General features: G+C 67.6%; 17 protein-coding genes, 1 tRNA gene and 1 other RNA gene. 10 read left to right on the top strand and 9 right to left on the bottom strand.

Features of this window, described 5'->3' with window-relative positions; translation table 11 throughout:
• Nucleotides 1–55: 55 nt before the first annotated feature.
• Nucleotides 56–505 (bottom strand): lipoprotein LpqH, encoded by a 450-nt coding sequence (locus A9W95_RS00340; RefSeq protein ID WP_371328003.1) that lies wholly within the window; start codon nt 503–505, stop codon nt 56–58.
• Between the two features lie 162 nt (nt 506–667).
• Here A9W95_RS00340 and A9W95_RS00335 point away from each other — a divergent pair, with 162 nt between their 5' ends.
• Both A9W95_RS00335 and A9W95_RS00330 read left to right on the top strand, forming a co-directional pair.
• Nucleotides 668–1,036 (top strand): hypothetical protein, encoded by a 369-nt coding sequence (locus tag A9W95_RS00335; RefSeq protein WP_067408584.1) that lies wholly within the window; start codon nt 668–670, stop codon nt 1,034–1,036.
• Nucleotides 1,036–1,797 carry an enoyl-CoA hydratase/isomerase family protein gene (locus A9W95_RS00330; RefSeq protein ID WP_253851508.1) on the top strand — a complete coding sequence of 254 codons (762 nt, stop codon included), beginning with the start codon at nt 1,036–1,038 and terminating at the stop codon, nt 1,795–1,797. Before A9W95_RS00335 ends, A9W95_RS00330 begins: the two co-directional genes overlap by 1 nt.
• A 5-nt stretch (nt 1,798–1,802) precedes the next feature.
• Here the strand turns inward: A9W95_RS00330 and A9W95_RS00325 are convergent, their stop codons facing one another.
• Both A9W95_RS00325 and A9W95_RS00320 read right to left on the bottom strand, forming a co-directional pair.
• Nucleotides 1,803–2,648, bottom strand: coding sequence for a hypothetical protein (locus tag A9W95_RS00325; protein ID WP_067408582.1), 846 nt, complete (start codon nt 2,646–2,648; stop codon nt 1,803–1,805).
• Nucleotides 2,649–2,675: 27 nt separating this feature from the next.
• Nucleotides 2,676–2,761: transfer RNA gene (locus tag A9W95_RS00320), tRNA-Ser, on the bottom strand.
• A 79-nt stretch (nt 2,762–2,840) separates the two neighbouring features.
• Here A9W95_RS00320 and ffs point away from each other — a divergent pair.
• From ffs to A9W95_RS00305, 3 genes are all read left to right on the top strand, one after another.
• Nucleotides 2,841–2,935, top strand: an RNA gene (gene ffs, locus A9W95_RS00315) — signal recognition particle sRNA small type.
• Nucleotides 2,936–2,990: 55 nt separating this feature from the next.
• Nucleotides 2,991–4,277: an aminotransferase class I/II-fold pyridoxal phosphate-dependent enzyme gene (locus A9W95_RS00310; protein ID WP_156745919.1), complete on the top strand. Its 1,287-nt coding sequence runs from the start codon at nt 2,991–2,993 to the stop codon at nt 4,275–4,277.
• 149 nt (nt 4,278–4,426) lie between these two features.
• Complete coding sequence (locus tag A9W95_RS00305; RefSeq protein WP_067408578.1) at nt 4,427–6,244, top strand: DNA polymerase III subunits gamma/tau; 1,818 nt, start codon at nt 4,427–4,429, stop codon at nt 6,242–6,244.
• 5 nt (nt 6,245–6,249) lie between these two features.
• On the opposite strand, the gene A9W95_RS00300 is transcribed toward A9W95_RS00305, so the two are convergent.
• Together A9W95_RS00300 and A9W95_RS00295 are read right to left on the bottom strand one after the other, a co-directional pair.
• A complete protein-coding gene (locus A9W95_RS00300) occupies nt 6,250–7,566 on the bottom strand; it encodes a class I SAM-dependent methyltransferase (protein WP_216638116.1) in 1,317 nt (438 codons plus the stop codon).
• Complete coding sequence (locus A9W95_RS00295; RefSeq protein ID WP_156745918.1) at nt 7,563–8,939, bottom strand: FAD-binding oxidoreductase; 1,377 nt, start codon at nt 8,937–8,939, stop codon at nt 7,563–7,565. The genes A9W95_RS00300 and A9W95_RS00295 overlap by 4 nt, the downstream gene beginning before the upstream one ends.
• An 82-nt stretch (nt 8,940–9,021) precedes the next feature.
• On the opposite strand from A9W95_RS00295, the gene A9W95_RS00290 reads away from it, so the two are divergent.
• A complete protein-coding gene (locus A9W95_RS00290) occupies nt 9,022–9,459 on the top strand; it encodes an SRPBCC family protein (RefSeq protein ID WP_067408574.1) in 438 nt (145 codons plus the stop codon).
• Here the strand turns inward: A9W95_RS00290 and A9W95_RS00285 are convergent, their stop codons facing one another.
• The gene (locus tag A9W95_RS00285) at nt 9,460–10,221 is read right to left on the bottom strand and encodes an Rv3717 family N-acetylmuramoyl-L-alanine amidase (RefSeq protein ID WP_216638115.1); all 762 of its coding nucleotides are present in this window, start codon (nt 10,219–10,221) and stop codon (nt 9,460–9,462) included.
• A gap of 98 nt (nt 10,222–10,319) precedes the next feature.
• On the opposite strand from A9W95_RS00285, the gene A9W95_RS00280 reads away from it, so the two are divergent.
• Both A9W95_RS00280 and recR read left to right on the top strand, forming a co-directional pair.
• Entirely contained in the window at nt 10,320–10,691 is a 372-nt protein-coding gene (locus tag A9W95_RS00280; protein ID WP_067408570.1) for a YbaB/EbfC family nucleoid-associated protein, read from the top strand.
• Nucleotides 10,692–10,703: 12 nt separating this feature from the next.
• Complete coding sequence (gene recR, locus A9W95_RS00275; RefSeq protein ID WP_067408568.1) at nt 10,704–11,315, top strand: recombination mediator RecR; 612 nt, start codon at nt 10,704–10,706, stop codon at nt 11,313–11,315.
• Nucleotides 11,316–11,388: 73 nt separating this feature from the next.
• On the opposite strand, the gene A9W95_RS00270 is transcribed toward recR, so the two are convergent.
• Together A9W95_RS00270 and A9W95_RS00265 are read right to left on the bottom strand one after the other, a co-directional pair.
• Nucleotides 11,389–12,096 carry a type 1 glutamine amidotransferase gene (locus A9W95_RS00270; RefSeq protein WP_067408566.1) on the bottom strand — a complete coding sequence of 236 codons (708 nt, stop codon included), beginning with the start codon at nt 12,094–12,096 and terminating at the stop codon, nt 11,389–11,391.
• Nucleotides 12,089–13,318, bottom strand: a complete 1,230-nt coding sequence (locus A9W95_RS00265) for a Mur ligase family protein (RefSeq protein WP_067408628.1) — start codon at nt 13,316–13,318, stop codon at nt 12,089–12,091. Before A9W95_RS00265 ends, A9W95_RS00270 begins: the two co-directional genes overlap by 8 nt.
• A gap of 245 nt (nt 13,319–13,563) precedes the next feature.
• Between A9W95_RS00265 and A9W95_RS00260 the strand changes: the two genes are divergently transcribed.
• Nucleotides 13,564–14,550 (top strand): DEDDh family exonuclease, encoded by a 987-nt coding sequence (locus A9W95_RS00260; protein ID WP_371328001.1) that lies wholly within the window; start codon nt 13,564–13,566, stop codon nt 14,548–14,550.
• 1 nt (nt 14,551) lies between these two features.
• Here the strand turns inward: A9W95_RS00260 and A9W95_RS00255 are convergent, their stop codons facing one another.
• Nucleotides 14,552–15,220 (bottom strand): response regulator transcription factor, encoded by a 669-nt coding sequence (locus A9W95_RS00255; protein WP_067408564.1) that lies wholly within the window; start codon nt 15,218–15,220, stop codon nt 14,552–14,554.
• Nucleotides 15,221–15,340: 120 nt separating this feature from the next.
• Here A9W95_RS00255 and A9W95_RS27075 point away from each other — a divergent pair, with 120 nt between their 5' ends.
• A complete protein-coding gene (locus A9W95_RS27075) occupies nt 15,341–15,496 on the top strand; it encodes a DUF6131 family protein (protein WP_172826513.1) in 156 nt (51 codons plus the stop codon).
• Nucleotides 15,497–15,574 lie beyond the last annotated feature (78 nt).

Below are 15,574 nucleotides of genomic sequence, written 5' to 3'. Positions count from 1 at the left end.
GCAATCCGCAGCGGCGGACGTGCCTGGCACGCCCGCCGCCCGGTAGAGGACACCATCAGCCGCACGTCACCTTGATGTTGAAGTCCTTGGTGATCATGCCGGCCATGGGGTTCTTCATGTCGGCGCCCTGGGCCTGCCCGGTGATGGTGTAGGTTTTGCCGTCGACCGCGACCTTGGCCGAGCCGACCTTGGCGCCCATGGCGTCGCTGACGGACAGCGCGTTGCCATCCACCACCAACGCCAGCGACTCGACTCGGGGCGTGGCCTCGTCGGTCATCACGACCGCAAGCGCCTGCTGTTGACCACCCGTGGAACCGCTGCCGATGTCGATCTTGCCGCCCTGCTTCACGCAGGTCACCGAGGCCGGGTTGAGGCCGGGGAGGTCGGTGCCGCCCACCTGGACCTGGGTGCCGCCATTGCCGTTGGAGACACTGGCCGTCGAGCCGGCCGAGTGACCGCCACTCGAGCAGCCCACCAGGGCCGACGCGCAAGCAAGGCTGCCGATCGCAACCGCGATAACACGCTTCACTGAACTTCCTTCCCTCATACGCCGCCCCGTTGGCGTCGTCATGGGAGCAAGTACAGAGGCGTTGAATCGCTACCGATCCCAATTATCGTTGCGTCGGAGTCGACACGGAAAAGGCGACATCAGAAAAGGAGCCCGGTGATGGCGCAGGTGAAGTGGTTGGCAGCCCCTGAAGCGCACGATTATCCGGCTGCCGCTGATTACCTTGACCTGCTTGCGGATTCGGCCACGGTCGCGAAGTTGACGAAAAAACTGCGGGCCGGGACGGTCACCCACAAGAAGGCGAAAGACATTCTGCGGGCGGCGCAGCTCACCTTGCTGCCCAAGAAGAACGCGCACGTGGCCGAGGACTTGTCGAAGATCAAGAAGGGGCAGCCGTTGTCGCCAATACTGTTGGTGCGCGGGAACTTCGCGACCGGCATCCCGCTGCAGATCGCCGACGGCTATCACCGGGTCTGCGCCAGCTTCTACACCGACGAGAACACCGACATTCCGGTGATCCTCGTGTAGTGGGAGAGTTTGTCACTGTGATCGACATCGAGGAAGCGCCATCCGCGCGCGTGGTGACCATGTCGTCGGGGCGCGTCAACGCCCTCGACGTCGAGTTGTTGGGTGAGCTGACCGAAGCCGTGCACGAGCTGGCTGAAAACTTCGGCGGCCCGCTCGTCGTGACCGGCGCCGGTCGCGTGTTCTGCGCGGGAGTTGATCTGAACCGGGTGACCCAAGGGGGATCCGGCTACACCGACCAACTGGTCCCGGCGCTGTCTGCGGCGTTCGAGGCGGTGTTCGGCTATCCCGGCCCCACCGTGGCCGCGATCAACGGCGCCGCAATCGCCGGCGGCTGCGTGCTGGCCTGCGCCTGCGATTGGCGGCTGATCAGCCCCGAGGCTCAGATCGGCGCCTCGGAGGTGCGGGTCGGCGTGTCCTTCCCGGTGGCTGCGCTGGAAGTGATGCGCTACGCGTGCGGCGCGCACGCGGAAGAAGTCCTGCTCGGCGGCCGGACTTATCGTCGCGCCGAGGCCGTGGCCAGGGGCTTGGCGCACCGGGTGGTCGCTGAGGACGAGTTGACCGAGGCGGCCATCACCGAGGCGGCCGATCTCGGTGAGATTCCCGCCGCGGCCTATCGCCACACCAAAGCGCAACTGCGTGCGCCCGCCCTGGACCGCATCCGCGCGGGCGAGCAGATCGATCGTGAGGTGCGCACGTTGTGGGGTGCTGAAGAGACACGCCAGGGCATCGCCGACTACCTAGAGCGGCTGCGGCGCCGATGAGGCGACTATTCGTCGACGGCGACCCCGCCGCGTGTGCGGCGGCGCCGGTGCGACGTCTTGCCGCTCGGGCGGCGATTGCGTAGTCCAGCTCTGGGTTCGTCTTCGGCGGCGGGAGCTTCGACCGTCTCTGCGGCGTCCGGCTTCGGTCTTTCTTCTTCAGCAGCGGCGGCTTTCACCGTGGGCGCTGTAGGGGTGGGCTCCTGCGCGTCGGACTCCGCGACCGTTTCGGCCGGCTCGGCCACTTGGGCTTCTTGGGTCTGGGCTTCTTGGGTCTCGGCTTCTTGCGGCTCGGCTTCTTCAGACTCGGCTTCGTCGCCCTCGACTTCTTCATCTTCGTCGAGGTCGTCGGTCGCTTCGGCGCCCTTCTTCTGGCGCCGCACGCGCCGCTCTTTCTCCTTCTTGGGCTTCAGCGGTTTCGGCGGCGGTGGCGGCAGTTCGGCGATGAAGGACAGGTAGAACGCGAAGAACCCGAGCACGGCGATCGCCGCAGCGGCCCCGTAGATGGCGAACAGCCACCGCCCGAAGGTGTCCACGTTTAGCCATATCTCGCTGATGGCCGTGCCGGCAATCAGCACCCCGGCCAGGACATGGCCCACGATCGACCAGGTGCGCAGCGTGAGCGCCAACTTCGGCGTGCCGAGCTCGGGCCTGCGGGTGCGCAACAGCGTGAACAGCACCGGCAGCGCGGCCAAGCCGATCAGCACGCCCGTCGTCACACGCAGCGCCGTGCCCAACTTGTGCGACGTGTCGCCCATCAGCTCTGGCCAACGGGGAAGCACGAAGTAAAAGAAGAGGACGCCGGCGCCAACGGAGACTGACGCGTGCAACAGCATGGCAACCTTGCGCCCCATACCCCTCCTAAAAGGCAGAACGTACAGCGGAGGATGCGGGATTTGAACCCGCGAGGGCTATTAACCCAACCCGCGTTCCAGGCGAGCGCCATAGGCCACTAGGCGAATCCTCCGTGGTCATGGTAGCCGCTCAGTGAAGCCCTAGTGTCTTGCGGTGGCCGCCGAGTGTGTCCGCACAGGTATTACACTCACCATGGACCCCGCGCGGCGTCTATCCTGTGAACTCCCCCAGGGCCGGAAGGCAGCAAGGGTCAACGGGCTCTGTCGGGTGCGCGGGGTCCCCTCAGTTCGGGGACAGCCGAACCAGTGCTTGCAACCACTCGACGGCGAAAGGGCCGCATGGTGTCGTTTGATTCCCTCAGCCCCGAAGACCTCTCCGCGCTGCATGAAAAGCATCAGCAGGCATATGCGGAGCTGCAGTCCAAAAAGCTGAGCCTGGACCTGACCCGCGGCAAACCCGCCCCCGAGCAGCTCGACCTGTCCAACCAGCTGTTGAGCCTGCCCGGGGAGGACTTCCGCGACCCAGAGGGCGTCGACACCCGCAACTACGGCGGCTCGCACGGCCTGCCCGCGTTGCGCGGCATCTTTGGTGAACTGCTGGGCATCCCGGTGCAGAACCTGATCGCGGGCAACAACTCCAGCTTGGAGATGATGCACGACGTCGTCGCCTTCTCCATGTTGTACGGCGGCGTGGACTCGCCGCGGCCGTGGAAAGACGAGCCGACCGTCAAGTTCCTGTGCCCCGTTCCCGGGTACGACCGGCACTTCGCCATCACCGAGACCATGGGCGTGGAGATGATCCCCGTGCCGATGCTCGACGACGGTCCCGACGTCGGCCTCATCGAAGAGCTCGTCGAAAACGACCCCGCCGTCAAGGGCATGTGGACGGTGCCTGTCTTCGGCAACCCCACCGGCGTCACCTACTCCTGGGAGACGGTGCGCCGGCTGGTGCAGATGCACACCGCGGCCCCCGACTTCCGTCTCTTCTGGGACAACGCCTATGCCGTGCACACCCTGACCCACGAATTCATCCGTCAGGTCGACGTGTTGGGACTGGCCGCCAAGGCGGGCAACGCCAACCGGCCGTACGTGTTCGCCTCCACCTCGAAGATCACCTTCGCCGGGGCCGGCGTCAGCTTCTTCGGCGGCTCGCTGGGCAATATCGCCTGGTATCTGCAATACGCCGGGAAGAAGTCGATCGGTCCGGACAAGGTCAACCAGCTTCGGCACCTGCGCTTCTTCGGCGACGCGGACGGGGTGCGGCTGCACATGCTGCGTCACCAGCAGATGTTGGCGCCCAAGTTCGCGTTGGCGCTCGAGATCCTCAACGACCGGCTCGGCGAGTCGAAGATCGCCTCCTGGACCGAGCCCAAAGGCGGTTACTTCATCAGCCTTGACGTGCTGCCCGGCACCGCGCGGCGGACCGTCGCGCTGGCCAAGGACGCCGGGATAGCGGTCACCGAGGCGGGCGCGTCGTTCCCGTACCGCAAGGACCCCGACGACACGAACATCCGCATAGCGCCGACGTTCCCGTCGCTCCCGGATCTGCGTAATGCGGTCGACGGACTCGCGACGTGCGCGTTGCTGGCGGCGACCGAGTCACTGCTCAACCTGGCGCCGGCCAGGTGAGCCCTTCGGGGGTGCGTTGGCTGCTTCCGGTGTGCGCAGGCGGCGGGAAATCGCGCACCATCCCGCCCTGTGCGCAGGGTGAAAGCCGCTGATGCACCCTCGACGCCTGGGCCCAGAATGTCGTCATAGCGCGCCGGTAACCTGCTGACGTGGCTCTGTACCGCAAGTATCGACCCGCGACTTTCGCCGAAGTGGTGGGGCAGGAACACGTCACCGAGCCGTTGTCCATCGCCTTGGAAGCGGGCCGGATCAACCACGCCTACCTGTTCAGCGGCCCCCGCGGCTGCGGCAAGACGTCCTCGGCGCGGATCCTGGCGCGCTCGCTGAACTGCGCCCAGGGGCCCACGGCGTCGCCGTGTGGTGATTGCGAGTCCTGCCAGGCCTTGGCCCCCAACGCGCCGGGCAGCATCGACGTGGTCGAACTCGACGCCGCCAGTCACGGCGGCGTGGACGACACCCGCGAGCTACGCGATCGCGCGTTCTACGCGCCGGCCCAGTCGCGGTACCGGGTGTTCATCGTCGACGAGGCGCACATGGTGACCACGGCCGGGTTCAACGCGCTGCTCAAGATTGTCGAGGAGCCACCCGAGCACCTCATCTTCATCTTCGCCACCACTGAACCGGAGAAGGTGCTGCCGACCATCCGGTCGCGCACCCACCACTACCCGTTCCGGCTGTTGCCGCCGAAGACCATGCGGGCGTTGATCGGGCAGATCTGCGCCCAAGAAGGCGTGGTGGTCGACGACGCGGTGTATCCGCTGGTCATCCGTGCCGGTGGAGGTTCTCCCCGAGACACGCTGTCGGTGCTGGACCAGTTGGTAGCCGGCGCCGAGAACAGGCATGTGACCTATCCGCGGGCGCTGGGGCTGCTGGGTGCCACGGACGTCGCCCTGATCGACGACGCGGTCGACGCGCTGGCCGCCGGTGATGCCGCTGCCCTGTTCGGGGCCGTCGAGTCGGTGATCGACGCCGGGCACGACCCGCGCCGCTTCGCCACCGACCTGTTGGAGCGCTTCCGTGACCTGATCCTGCTTCAGGCCGTCCCCGACGCGGCGACGCGCGGTGTGGTCGATGCGCCCGAGGACGTCCTGGAACGAATGCGCGAACAAGCCACTCGCATCGGGCCGGCCACCCTGACCCGCTACGCCGAGGTGGTGCAGGCCGGCTTGGGCGAGATGCGCGGCGCGACGGCGCCGCGGCTGCTGCTGGAGGTCGTGTGCGCCAGGCTGCTGCTGCCCTCGGCCAGCGACGCCGAGTCGGCGCTGCTGCAGCGGGTGGAACGCATCGAGACCCGGCTGGACATGTCGCTGCCGGCCGGGCAGGCCGCCGCGGCACCAGCCGCCACGCCCGCGCCGCCGGTCCGGCGAGCCAAGCCGGCACCGCCGGCCGAGCCCCAAGCTCCGCCTCCGGCCGCGGCGGCGCCGCCGGCACCTAAGCCGGTGCCCGAGGCGGCACCCAAGCCGGTGTCCGAACCGGCACCCAAGCCGGCCCCCGAACCGGCGGGTGCACCCGGAGAACTCAACGCCGCCGCAGTGCGCAGCATGTGGCCGACCGTGCGCGAAAAAGTCCGTCAGCGCAGCCGTACCACCGAGGTGATGCTGGCCGGCGCCACCGTGCGCGCACTCGAGGACAACACCCTGGTCTTGAGCCATGACTCCGCGCCCCTGGCCCGGCGGCTGTGCGAGCAGCGCAACGCCGACGTCATCGCCGAGGCGCTCAAGGACGCGTTGGGCGTCAACTGGCGGGTACGGTGCGAGACCGGCGCACCAGAGCCGACGCCGAGCGTAGCGGCGACCAAGGCGCCAGAGCCCCCGCCCGAGGTGATCTCCGCTCAGCGGGACGAAGAGGAAAGCATGCTTGCCGAAGCCGGCCAGACCGATACGTCGGCGCCTCGCCGTGACCCTGAAGAGGTCGCGCTCGAGTTACTGCAACACGAATTGGGCGCTCGTCGCATCGACAACGTCTGAGCCGTTTACGGCGTCCACCAGGGGCGCAGCGGCAAGTCGTCGTGCCCCCAGGTGTCCACCTTGGTCGCCAGCACGTGGTGCAACTGCAAGTTGTTCTGCTCGAACGCCACCCGCGACGCGGCCATGTACATGCCCCACACCTTCGCGGTGGGCAAGCCGACTTCGGCCACCGCCTCGTCCCAATGCGCGACCAGGTTGTGGCACCAGTCGCGCAGCGTCATCGCGTAGTGATGGCGGAAGTTCTCCTCGTGCAGCACCTCGAGCCCAGCGTCCTGGATCTCGGTGATGATCCGGCCGGAGCCGGTCAGCTCGCCGTCGGGAAACACGTAGCGATCGGTGAACCCGCCGGCGAACGAGGTCGACTTGTTGTCGTGGCGGGTGATGCAGTGGTTGAGCAGCAGACCACCGGTCCGCAGCTTGGACCTGAGGAAGCCGAAGTAGGCGGGATAGTTCTTGACGCCGATGTGCTCGGTGAGCCCGATCGAGGACACCGCGTCGAAGCCGGACTCGGCCACGTCGCGGTAGTCGCAATGGCGTACCCGCGCCAGTTCGCCGAGCCCCTCCTCGTCAATCGCCTGCTGCGCCCACTTGGCTTGCTCGGCCGACAGGGTGGCACCGATGACCCGAACCCCCTGGCGCGCGGCGTAGCGGACCATGCCGCCCCAGCCACACCCGACGTCGAGCAACCGGTCACCCCGCTGTAGCCGCAGCTTTTCGAAGATCAGCCGGTACTTGTTGTCCTGGGCCTGTTCCAACGTGGTGTCGGCGTCGGGATAGACCGCGCAGGTGTAGGTCATCGACGGCCCCAGCACCCACTCGTAGAAGGTGTTGGACACGTCGTAGTGGTGATGGATGGCCTCGGCGTCCCGGGATTTGCTGTGCATCAGGCCGTCGGCGATGCGCCGCCAGCGCGGTGGTGTCTCCTGTGGCGGCGGGGCGACCGGCAACAGGTGCTCGACTCCGATGGAACGCACCACGTTGGCCAGCGTCCGCAACGACGGCCGCTTGAACTGGACCTTGTTGGTCAGAGCTTTGAGCAGTTCGTACGGGTCGCCGGGATGCACACCGTGTAACTGCAGGTCGCCCGACACGTAAGCGCGGGCGATGCCGAGTTCGCCGGGCGCGGTGGCCAGGTAGGTGGCGCCGCGCGGGGTGCGCAGGTCCAGACCCAGGACGGCGTCATCAGGGCCGGCGGTGCTGCCGTCGTAGGCGGTGAACCTCAGCGGCTGCTGGCCGCCGGCGGTGAACACCGCCAGGACCTCGGCCATGCTCAGTCGGCCGCCGATCGAGCGTGCCGGGTGGGGTTCTTTGACCGTCGTCATTGTCGTTGCACCGCCTTTGCATAGAGATCAAGGAGACGCGAATCGGGGTCGTAGGTTTTCTTCACGGTGTTGTAAGACTCGCCGCCGTAGAGCTCGGCGAATTCTTCGCGGGTGTAGAACGCGTCGGAGTACAGCGATTTGTGCCCGTCGAGCTCGCTGACCTTCCGCTCGATCGCGCGGTTGGTCTCGCCTTCGGTATCGCCGGCCGGGACCGACGACCAGAAACCGATGTTGACATAGGTGTGATCGGGCCGGATCGGGTACAGCGGCCAGCCGTCGTGGTCGCGAAGACGCAACGGGCACAACCAAATCGGTGCGATCGGCACCGACCCGAGGAACCAATCCAGGAACTCACCGGCCCGTTCGGCGGGGACCTCGACATCTTGCACCACCCGCTCGCGCGGCGGGCGACCGTTGCGGCGTTCGACCCGGTCACCGATTCCGAACCGCTGATCGAGGCTGATGAACTTCCAGTACACGCTGCTACGCCGGAAGCGGCGCGGCCACCAGCGCCGCAGCCGGGGATTCTGCGCGCCGAAGGCCCGTGAGCACCAGAACCAGTCGGTGTCCCACCGCCAGAAGTAGTCGTTGATGGTCATCCGGTCTTCCTTGACGCCGCTTGGGTGCTGAATCGACCGGTAGTAGATGTCTTTTCCGGTGTAGTCGCTGACCGGGCCGGGCGTGGTGGTCCGTCTGCCCACGCTCAGGTAGCTTTCCTCGGCGCTGAACACCACGGCGTCCAGATAATCCACCGGCACACCATCGAGGCCGCGAGTTTCGACGATGCCTTCCATGGCCGCCAGCATCGCGTCCAACGAATGGAATCGGATGTGCCGCAGCGCCACAAACGGTGCGATCGGCTCCAGCTCGATCCGCAGTCGCGTCGAATACCCCAGCGTGCCATAGGAATTGGGGAAGGTGCGATACAAGTCGGGGTGCTGATCGGGTGACGCGGTCAGCAATTCGCCTGCGCCGGTGAGGATGTCCATCTCCAGCACCGATTCGTGCGGCAGGCCGTTGCGAAACGACGCCGACTCGATGCCCAAGCCGGTGACCGCGCCGCCGAGGGTGATCGTCCGCAATTGCGGAACCACCAGGGGCGACAGGCCGTATCGCAAAGTCGCGGCCACCAGGGTCTCGTAGGTGCACATGCCGGCGACGTCGGCGGTGCGCGCGTCGGGGTCGACGCTGATGACCCCGGTCAGTCCGGATGTATCTAGGCCGGGCGCACGGGTTTTGGCGCGCGCGCGAAACAGATTGGAGGTGGGCTTGGCGAGGCGCACGGGTGCTGTCGCGGGGATGGATCGATAACTGGCCAGCAGTCGCTCGACGCCGGACATGTAGGTAGACAGTGCGGATCCCGGGACAGGCATCACATATACCCTAGTCCTCGACTAGGGCCCCTGCATCTGCGCGCGGGCGCTGCCGCGACTACCACTGAGGAGGTGCTCGACGATGGGACAAGTGAGCGCTGCCAGCACGATTCTGATCGACGCCGACCCCGCAGCCGTGCTCGATGCGGTGGCCGATTACCAGACTGTTCGCCCGAAGATCCTCTCCCGGCAATACAGCGACTACCAAGTGCTGCAGGGCGGTAAGGGGCAAGGCACGGTCGCCAAGTGGCGGCTGCAGGCGACCAAGTCCCGGGTGCGCGACGTGCAGGTCAACGTCGACGTCGCCGGGCATACCGTCATCGAGAAGGACACCAACTCGTCGTTGGTCACCAACTGGACGGTGGCGCCGGCCGGACCGGGTTCCAGCGTCACGGTGAAGACGACCTGGACTGGTGCGGGCGGGGTCAAGGGGTTCTTCGAGAAGACGTTTGCCCCGCTAGGGCTCAAGCGGATCCAGGGCGAAGTGCTGGCGAACCTGAAGTCGGAGTTGGAGCGCTAGCTAGCGCGCTTGGCCCTGGGTGGCCAGGAACCCCGCCACGCCGCGGGTCAGCGCGTCGGCGTATTTCTGCCGGCCTTCGGCCGATTCCATCAGCGCCGAGTCGGCGGGGTTCTTCATGTTGCCCAGCTCCACCAGGACCGACGGGTACTGCGCCAGGTTGAGGCCGGCCAGGTCCGAGCGGCCGTAGAGGCCGCTTTGTCCGATGTAGTTGGCCGGCGGAATGCCCGATGCCTGCAGCTGGTCGCGCATGACGCGCGCGAACTGCACCGACGGCCCGGACTGCGCGGCATTCAGCGGCGGCGAGGAATAGTTGACGTGGAAACCGCGGCCCGAAGCCGGCCCGCCGTCGCCGTGCAAGCTGACGATGGCGTTGGGGTGCAGCGCGTTGGCCATGTTGGCGCGTTCGTCGACGCACGGACCCAGGGCGTTGTCGTTGCCGCGGGACATGGCAGTGCGCACCCCGAGCGCGTTCAGCGCGGCGCGCAGTCGCAGTGCAGTGTCCCAGGTGAAGGTGTGCTCTTGGTAGCCGCTGTTGGTCGAGGTTCCGCTGGCTTGGCAGTCCTTGGTGCCGCCCCGACCGGTCGGCACCTGACGGCCGATGGAGGCGTCGTTGGCGCCGTTGTGCCCTGGGTCGATGAACACCACCATGCCGGCGATGTTGGAGGGATTCGCGGTCGCGGTGGGCATCGTCGGCGTCGAAGCAGCAACGAGCACCCCGGCAACCATGGCTATTCCGACACGCAGGCTCACTCGTAGGTCCACGGCGTCAAGGTAGCGTCGCGCGGTCTACGCTGGGGGTTTCGAATCGCCCGACACCCGCAGGCGAAACCAACTCGAGACCAAGATGCGAGGGGACTGTCATGCAACCCGGAGGCGACATGTCGCAGCTGCTCGCTCAGGCGCAGCAGATGCAACAGAGACTGTTGGAGGCCCAGCAACAGCTGGCGAACTCCGAGGTGCATGGGCAAGCCGGCGGTGGCCTGGTCCAGGTCCTCGTCAAAGGCAGCGGTGAGGTGATCGGGGTGACCATCGACCCGAAGGTGGTCGACCCGAGCGATATCGAGACCTTGCAGGATCTGATCGTCGGCGCGATGCGCGACGCGTCGTCACAAGTCACCAAGATGGCCCAGGAGCGACTGGGAGCGCTGGCCGGTGCCATGCGCCCACCAGCTCCGCCGGCTCCGCCTGCGCCGCCGGCTATGCCGGGTGCCCCCGGCGGTCAGGGCCTCTGACCTGCGGTCGACATGTTCGAAGGACCTGTCCAGGATTTGATCGACGAGCTCGGCAAGTTGCCGGGTATCGGACCCAAGAGCGCCCAGCGCATCGCCTTTCACCTGTTGTCGGTGGAACCGCCCGACATCGACCGGCTGACCGCCGCGCTGGGCAAGGTTCGCGACGGGGTGCGGTTCTGCGCGGTGTGCGGCAACGTCTCCGACGCCGAGCGGTGCCGGATCTGCGCTGATCCTCGCCGGGACGGCGCGCTGGTGTGCGTCGTCGAGGAACCCAAAGACGTCCAGGCCGTCGAACGCACCCGCGAATTCCGCGGCCGCTACCACGTGTTGGGCGGCGCGCTGGATCCGCTGTCGGGCATCGGACCCGAGCAGCTGCGGATCCGCGAGTTACTCAGCCGCATCGGGGAGCGGGTCGACGACGTCGAGATCACCGAGGTCATCATCGCCACCGACCCCAACACCGAGGGCGAGGCGACGGCGACGTATCTGGTGCGGATGCTGCGCGACATCCCCGGGCTGACTGTCACGCGGATCGCGTCGGGCCTGCCGATGGGCGGTGACTTGGAGTTCGCCGACGAGCTGACGCTGGGGCGCGCGCTCACCGGCCGCCGCGCCATGGTGTGACGAGACCCTGATCCGTCGGCGAGCCTGAAGTTTTTCAGGCCGCTACTCGAACTTCCGCTGCAATTCTTCAGGCTCAGCGCGCCGAGAGCCGTTCGCGGCGCAACAACTCCACTTCGGGCAGCTCCAGGGGCGCCAGGTCGCCGACCACCGTGCTCAACAGCCGGTCGGCCAACTCCGGGTTGCGGGCCAGGCACGGGCCGTGCATGTAGGTCGCAACGACGCTGCCCTGCACTGCGCCGTCCATGCCGTCCCCGGCCCGATTGCCCGCGCCCTTCACGACCTCGCTCAGCGGCGACGCCGCTGGTCCGAGCGTCGTGCCGCCGCGGTGGTTCTCGAATCCGGTGAGACGTTGGGTCATCCCGGGCAGCAGCGGCTTGGCGACCACTTCACCGATGGTGCGGGTGGGCTGCGGCGAGGTGGTCGCATCCAGCAGTCCCACGCCCGCGACCCGTTCGCCCGACGACGTCTCATACCAATGGCCCAAGACCTGGATGGCCGCGCAGATGGCCAGCACCGGCGCACCCCGCTCGGCGGCCCGCTGTAAGCCGGGATGCCGCAACAGGTGCCGGGTGGCCAGCCGCTGCGCGTAGTCCTCGGCGCCGCCGAGGGTGTAGAGGTCCAACGATTCGGGCACCGGGTCGTCGAGGGTGATCTGTTCGATCTGCGCGTCGATGCCCCGCAGCAGCAGCCGTTGGCGCAGAACCAACGCATTGCCGCCGTCGCCGTAGGTGCCCATCACGTCGGGCAGCACCAGCCCGATCCGCACGGTCGATTCAGCCATGGCGCCCCAATGCCCGCTGCAGCTGCAGGAACGCGGTGTAGTTGGCGACGACTTCCACCCGGCCGGGCGGGCAGGATGCGATGGCCGCGATGGTGTCGTGCACCAGGGTGTGCTTGACGCCGGCGTAGCCGAGGCGTACCGCCAGGTCTGTGCCGCGTTCCCCGGCGGCCACCACCTGGGTCTGCTCGAAGTGCTCGAACCGCACATCCCACAGCCAGGACAGGTCCTCGCCGTCGGGAACCTGACCGTTGACCGCGATCACCACCCCGGCCGCGTGCTTGTCCACCATGGACAGCGCCTCCTGCCAGCCGGCGGGGTTCTTGGCCAACAGAATGCGTGCTTCGTGCGCGCCGACGCGCACGGTCCGGTAGCGCCCGGCCACTTCGTCGACTCCGGACACGGCGGCGACGGCCTTGGCCGGATCGGCGCCCAACGCGACGGCGGCGGCGACGGCCTGCGCGGCGTTGCCGCGGTTCACCGCGCCGGGCAGGGCCAGTCGCATGGGCAGCGCCAGCCCGTCCGGGCCGTACAAGGTCTCGTGGTCGAACCACCAGTGCGGGCTGGGCCGCTTGAAGTCGGCGCCGGTGGAGTACCAGTGGCCTTTGTCGCGGACGATCACTTCGCCGCTGCGCGGGCAGCTGACGGAGTCGTTGGCCCAGGAGCCGCCCGCGGCGACCCACACGACGTTCGGGCTGTCGTAGGCGGCCGAGGTCATCAGCACGTCATCGCAGTTGGCGACGACGACGGCATTCGGGTGTCGGACCAGTCCGGCGCGCAGGGTGCGCTCGATGACGTTGATCTCCCCGACCCGGTCGAGTTGGTCGCGGGAGAGGTTGAGCAGCACGACCACGCTGGGGTCGACCGCATCGGAAACGTGGGGGACGTGCATCTCGTCGACTTCCAGGGCGGCCAGCCCGGCGTTGCGGTCGGCGGCCAACGCGGCGACCAGGCCGGCGTCCATGTTGGCGCCTTCGGCGTTGGTGGCCACGGAGCCCAGGGTGCCCAAGGCGGCGGCGGTCATCCGGGTGGTGGTCGACTTGCCGTTGGTGCCCGTGACGATGACCGTGCGCCGACCGGCCCCGAGCTGTCGCAGGATCGAACGGTCCAGGGTCATCGCTACCAGTCCGCCGATCATCGCGCCGGCCCCGCGCCCGGTCACCCGCGACGCCCAGCGTGCGCTCGCACCGGCGGCGAGCGCCAGACGGGCGCGGGTGGTGATCACGCGGGTGAGTTTAAGGGTGATCGCAAGCCCGGCGCTTGTCGCCGGGTGCAGCGGGTCGCCCGCATCAGCCCAGGGTGATCGCAAGCCCGGCGCTTGTCGCCGGGCGCCGCGGGTCGCCCGCATCAGCCCAGGGTGATCGCAAGCCCGGCGCTTGTCGCCGGGTGCAGCGGGGCCAGCTACACCGAGTCGCCGACACGGCCGCGCAGCGACCCCAACCTGTCGGTCCGACGTGTCATCCTCAAGCCATGATGTCCTGGGGTCGGCCGGCGCGAGAGCCGGACGGGGGATGGGCCGTGATCGACGTCGAGACCTCGGGCTTCCGGCCCGGCCAGGCACGCATCATCAGCATCGCCGTACTCGGACTTGACGCCGCCGGACGCGTCGAGCAGTCGGTGGTCAGCTTGCTCAACCCCGGCGTTGATCCCGGACCGACACACGTGCACGGCTTGACCGCCGCCATGCTCGAAGATCAGCCGCGATTCGCCGACATCGTCAGTGATGTCGCGCAGGTGTTGCGCGGTCGCACACTCGTGGCCCACAACGTGGCCTTCGACTACGCGTTCCTCGCCGCGGAGGCTGAACTCGCCGAAGCCGAATTGCCGGTCGACTCGGTCATGTGCACCGTCGAGCTGGCCCGCCGGCTGGAACTCGGCCTGGACAACCTGCGGCTGGAGACGCTCGCCGCGCATTGGGGCGTGCAGCAGGAGCGCCCTCATGACGCGTTCGACGACGCCCGCGTGCTGACCGGCATCCTGAGCCCGGCGCTGCAACGCGCCCGGGAACGCGACGTCTGGCTGCCGGTTTACCCGGTGACTCGGCGGCGCTGGCCCAACGGCCGGGTGACACACGACGAGCTGCGTCCGCTGAAATTGTTGGCGTCGCGTACGCCGTGCGCCTATCTCAACCCCGGCCGCTACGTCTCGGGTCGGCCACTGGTCCAAGGCATGCGCGTGGCGCTGGCGGCCGAAGTGCGCCGCACCCACGACGAACTCGTCGAGCGCATCCTGCACGCCGGCCTGGCCTACACCGACTCCGTCGACCGCGACACGTCGCTGGTGGTCTGCAACGAGTCCGTGCCCGAACAAGGCAAGGGCTACCACGCGTTGCAGCTAGGTGTTCCCGTCGTCTCCGACAACCACTTCATGGACTGTGTCGGCGCCGTGGTGGGCGGCCGGAGCATGGAGGAGTTCACCGACACCACCCTGGTCGACGAGCAGTTCGCCCTGTTCTGAATCAGGGCCCGCCGCGCCAGTGCTCGATGCGGTGATGGTCGGGAGTGAACCCGTGCTGCACACCCCACAGCACCGCCTGGGTGCGGCTGGCGACGCCGAGCTTCCGATAGATCGTGCGGATGTAGGACTTGACGGTATTGGGGCTCAGATACGTCAGCCGAGCCACGTCGGCGTTGCTCTTACCCTGCGTGATCAGCGCCAGCACCTCCGCCTCCCGGTCGCTGAGCCCTTCGCCGCGCCCGGGCCAGTCCAGGCCCGGCGCGCTGCGCGCCCGCGGGGCCACGTCGCTGATGACCTCCTCCCCGGCATGCACCGCCTCCAACGCGGCGACCAGCTCTCGAGCCGGCAAGGTCTTCGACAGGTACCCGTGCGCGCCGCGCTGCCGCGCGCTCTCGATGAGATCGGGATGGAAGTTCCACGTGTAGACGACAACCCGGCGCGCCCGCGGGTTGGCCACCAGGACACCGATTTCCTCATGGTCGGATTCGGGCTGGGCGAAGGAGTCGTACAAGGCGATGTCGACCGCGTCTTCCACCGGCATCGTCGAATCGAGTTCGGCGATGACAACCCGGTCGCGGTACGGGTCGAGCATGTTGGCGACGCCCTTGACGACCACGTCATAGTCGTCGACGAGCGCAACGCGGATCGGCGCGCTTGCGGGTGACGACATGTCCGGCACATTACCTCCGTAGGGGTGTATTGCTACCCCCCTTAGGGGTGGTCAACTGAGATCGGCGTCGGGGGAACCGGGCCAACGAATAGTCGGCCATCACCTAGAGGAAGGCTCGTCATGATTGTTCTCGGCATCATCGCGCTCATCGTGGGGTTCGTGCTCAAGATCTCGATCTTGTGGACGATCGGAATCATCCTGATCGTCATTGGCGCGATCCTGGCGGTACTCGGCAACACCGGACGCGCCGTCGGCGGCCGCCGCCACTACTTCTAAGCCGTGTTCTAAGCCGTCTATAGCCCGGCCCCCGTTCGATGCAGGCCGATGTTTTGTGGTCACACGGGCGGGGGTCGG

It is taken from the genome of Mycobacterium sp. 1423905.2 (genome assembly GCF_001673155.1).
Taxonomy (GTDB): domain Bacteria; phylum Actinomycetota; class Actinomycetes; order Mycobacteriales; family Mycobacteriaceae; genus Mycobacterium.
This window is presented reverse-complemented; position numbering and strand designations above follow the sequence as displayed.

Coding starts and splice junctions, on each gene's coding strand:
- A9W95_RS00290 (WP_067408574.1), top strand. CDS start 9,022: ATGGGACAAGTGAGCGCTGCCAGCACGATTCTGATCGACGCCGACCCC.
- A9W95_RS00260 (WP_371328001.1), top strand. CDS start 13,564: ATGATGTCCTGGGGTCGGCCGGCGCGAGAGCCGGACGGGGGATGGGCC.
- A9W95_RS00295 (WP_156745918.1), bottom strand. CDS start 8,939: ATGCCTGTCCCGGGATCCGCACTGTCTACCTACATGTCCGGCGTCGAG.
- A9W95_RS00325 (WP_067408582.1), bottom strand. CDS start 2,648: ATGGGGCGCAAGGTTGCCATGCTGTTGCACGCGTCAGTCTCCGTTGGC.
- A9W95_RS27075 (WP_172826513.1), top strand. CDS start 15,341: ATGATTGTTCTCGGCATCATCGCGCTCATCGTGGGGTTCGTGCTCAAG.
- recR (WP_067408568.1), top strand. CDS start 10,704: ATGTTCGAAGGACCTGTCCAGGATTTGATCGACGAGCTCGGCAAGTTG.
- A9W95_RS00270 (WP_067408566.1), bottom strand. CDS start 12,096: ATGGCTGAATCGACCGTGCGGATCGGGCTGGTGCTGCCCGACGTGATG.
- A9W95_RS00280 (WP_067408570.1), top strand. CDS start 10,320: ATGCAACCCGGAGGCGACATGTCGCAGCTGCTCGCTCAGGCGCAGCAG.
- A9W95_RS00335 (WP_067408584.1), top strand. CDS start 668: ATGGCGCAGGTGAAGTGGTTGGCAGCCCCTGAAGCGCACGATTATCCG.
- A9W95_RS00255 (WP_067408564.1), bottom strand. CDS start 15,220: ATGTCGTCACCCGCAAGCGCGCCGATCCGCGTTGCGCTCGTCGACGAC.
- A9W95_RS00300 (WP_216638116.1), bottom strand. CDS start 7,566: ATGACGACGGTCAAAGAACCCCACCCGGCACGCTCGATCGGCGGCCGA.